This window comes from Actinosynnema sp. NPDC023658 (assembly GCF_040639995.1).
GTDB lineage: Bacteria > Actinomycetota > Actinomycetes > Mycobacteriales > Pseudonocardiaceae > Actinosynnema.
On sequence record NZ_JBFAAX010000253.1, the window covers coordinates 4525 to 8179 of the forward strand.

Here is a 3655-nt window from a genome sequence, read left to right on the forward strand (position 1 = left end):
GGCCACGCCGGCGAGAAGCGCACCGACCGCGTCCGACGGGCGGTGGGTGACCCTGGTGACCGGGCACCGCTTGTTCGTCTCGCGCGGCGAGCAGGGCCGGTGGTCGGTGCTCACCGGGCCGGGACCGGACGGCCGCCGCGCGGCGTTCGCCCAGTACGGCAAGCGGAACGGCGCGGAGACCGACCTGTACGTCGTGCCGGCGGAGGCCGTCGCGCTGCTGCGGGCCGGAACGCTCGACGCCGAGTTGTTCAACGTCTCCGGCCTGGTCCGGCAGCGCTACGACGACGCGCGCAGCGACACGGTGCCGCTGCTGGTCGAGTACCCGGACGTGGCCGCGCTGACGGCGCCCGAGGGCGCGCAGGTCGAGCGGCCGTTGCCCGACCTGCACCTGGCGGCGGTCGGTGAGCGCAAGGCCGACGCGCGCCGGTTCTGGTCGACGATCACGGGCGGCAGCCCGAACGCGGCGCAGCTTGCCGGCGGTCCGCGCCGGATCTGGCTGAACGCGCGGGTGGAGGCGTCGCTGGACGTCAGCGTCCCGCAGATCGGCGCACCGGCGGCCTGGGAGCACGGCCTGACCGGCAAGGGCGTCACGGTGGCGGTGCTGGACACCGGCGTCGACGCCGCGCACCCCGACCTGGCGGACCGGGTCGCGGTGAGCCAGGACTTCAGCGGCACGGGCAGCGTGCGCGACGGCCACGGGCACGGCACGCACGTCGCCTCCACCATCGCGGGCAGCGGCGCGGCCTCGGGCGGGAAGTACCGGGGCGTCGCGCCGGACGCCAGGCTGGCCATCGGCAAGGTGCTCGACGACTCCGGCTCCGGCCAGGTCGACGACATCATCGCCGGGATGCGCTGGGCCGCCGCCGAGGTTGGGGCCGACGTGGTGAACCTAAGCCTGGGATCGGGCCCCACCGACGGCACGGACCCGGCCTCGCAGGCCGTCAACACCCTCAGCGAGCGCTACGGCACGTTGTTCGTCGTGGCCGCGGGCAACTACGGCTCCGACGAGTCGGTGTCCGCCCCGGCGGCGGCCGACGCGGCGCTCGCGGTCGGCAGCGTCACCAAGGCCGGAGCGCTGTCGGACTTCTCCAGCCGCGGCCCGCGCCTGGTCGACGCCGCGGTCAAGCCCGAGATCGCCGCACCGGGCACGGACATCGTCGCCGCCAGGGCCGCGGACGGCCGGATCGGTGAGCCGGTGGACGAGCACTACACCCGCCTGTCCGGCACGTCGATGGCCACGCCGCACACCGCGGGCGCGGCGGCCGTCCTGGCGCAGCAGCACCCGGACTGGACCGGTGACCGGCTCAAGGCCGGGCTGGTGGGCTCGGCGCGACCGGTCGCGGACGCGGGCGTGTACGCGGTCGGCGGCGGCCTGGTCGACGTGGCCAGGGCGACCACCCAGCCGGTCGAGGCCTCGCCCGGCACGGTCAGCTCGTTCCTCAGGTGGCCCGCAACCCGGCCGGACCGGCGCACGATCACCTACTCCAACCCCACCGACGCGCCGGTCACCCTGGCGCTGGACCTGGAGCTCGCGGACGGCCGGGGGGCGGCTCCTCCGGCGGCGCTGGCCGCGCTGTCCGCGTCCTCGGTGACGGTCCCGGCCGGCGGCAAGGCGGACGTCGCGCTGACCCTGACGCCGCGCTCGGGCAAGCCCGGCGTGTACGGCGGCGTGCTCACCGCGGCGACGGCCGACGGCGCGATCCGGGTGCGCACGCCGGTCAGCGTCCACGACGAGCCGGAGCGGTACGACCTCGCCGTCACCGTGAAGAACCGGGACGGCGTGGTGCAGGGGCCGCAGGACAACGGCGTCACGATGGTGACCGACGTCGACACCGGCGACGCCTGGCTCACCGCCACCGGCGAGCCGCTCCGGTTGCCGGCGGGCAAGTACACCGTGGTGGGTTTCGTGGAGACGCCCAGGCCCGACGCGCCGGCCGCGCGGAGCACCTTCGTCGACCCGGACGTGCGGGTGTCGCGGAACACGGAGCTGGACATCGACACCCGCAAGGGAAAGCGGGTCTCGCACACCACGGACCAGCCGGCGGCGCGCGGCGGCATCATCCACTCGCAGCACCGCACCACGGTCACCGACCGCGAGCAGTACCCGACGACCTTCTCCTACATGGACGACCCGCGGTTCAGCGAGCTGTACGCGCAGTCGGAGGAGCGCAGGTTCGTGCCCTGGTTCGCCTACGCCGACACCGTCCACCTGGAGGACCCGGGGCTGGAGGTGTTCGCGGAGGGACCGCAGCGGTTCGAGGTGTCCGCGGGGTGGCTGCGCGGGTCGCCCGAGCCGACCGGCACCCAACGGTTGGCCGCCGTCCACGGCGGTCGGGGCACGCCGGAGGACCTGGCGCGCGTCGACGCCAAGGACAAGCTGGTGGTGCTGGAACTGCCCGGCTCGATGACCTACGACGAGGTCTACGCGCGGATCAGCGCGGTGAAGGACGCGGGCGGCAAGGCGGTGGCCACGACCGTGCTGGAGGAGACGGCGGCCTCGGTGAGCCCGCAGGACGACGGGTTCCCCGCCGTCCTGCCGACCGTGCGGCTGTTCGACGTGCCGGGCAAGCGGTTCGCCGACCTGGTGAAGGCGGGCGGCGTGACGGCGAGCATCACCGCCCGGTCGCGCAGCGCGTACCGCTACGAGCTGTCCTACCCGTCGCCGGGGCAGCTGCCCCGGCAGCTGAGCACGACGGTGAAGACGGCCGACCTCGCCGCGGTGCGCATGGCCTACCACGGCGGCACCGAGCAGGAGCCGCCGATCACCAGCGCGTGGTTCGAGGCGCTGGGCGGCGAGATCGGCACCCAGTGGGGCCTGGAGGCGGTGCCGCACGCCGAACGCGTCGAGTACTTCACGCCGGGCACCTGGCGCATCGGCGTGGGCGGCTGGTGGGGAGCGTCCGGCACCGCGCACGAGCGGGCGACGCTGGAGCGTGGCAAGTCCTACCGGATGCAGTGGAACGCGGCGGTGGCCGCACCCCGGTTCACCGGCACGACCGGCAACGAGCTGGGGGAGGACCACCCGTGGGCGTGGCGCACCGGTGACCTGCTGGACGTCACGGTGCCGTTCTTCACCGACGCCGCCGGGCACGCCAGGGCGGCCCAGCCGTCGTTCGGCTACGACAAGGGTTCCACCACGCTGTTCCTGGACGGCAGGGTCGTCGGCACGCAGGACCAGCCGGGGCGCGGTGTGTTCGTGGTGCCCCGGCAGCAGGGCGAGTACCGGCTGACCGCCGACGTCGACCGCAGCGGCCTGCCGTGGTGGCCGCTGTCCACCAAGGTCAGCGGGAGCTGGACGTTCGGCTCCGGGTTCCGCCAGGGGTCGGGTGGCGCGCTGCCGCTGCTGTCGGTGGGCTTCGCGCCGGCCGTCGACCTGCACAACGTCGCACCGGCCGGGCGGTTCTCGTTCCCCGTCGCGGTCGACCGCCAGGACGGCGTGCCCGAGGTGACGTCGTTGGAGCTGGAGGTCTCCTTCGACGACGGCGGCACCTGGACGGCGGTCCCGGTCGAGCGCGACGGCACGCGCTGGACGGCGACCGTCACCAACCCGGCGGGCGGGTTCGCGTCGCTGCGCGCGAAGGCGGCGGACTCCGAGGGCAACACCGTCGAGCAGGCGGTGGTCCGCGCCTACCAGGTCGGCTGACCGGTGTCGGGC

Annotated in this window: 1 protein-coding gene; it reads left to right on the plus strand. The window is 74.8% G+C overall.

Annotated features, from left to right (window positions below; genetic code table 11):
- The first annotated feature begins 55 nt into the window (after positions 1 to 55).
- A complete protein-coding gene (locus tag AB0G02_RS22700) occupies positions 56 to 3643 on the plus strand; it encodes a S8 family serine peptidase (protein ID WP_360797466.1) in 3588 nt (1195 codons plus the stop codon).
- The last annotated feature ends 12 nt before the right edge of the window (positions 3644 to 3655 follow it).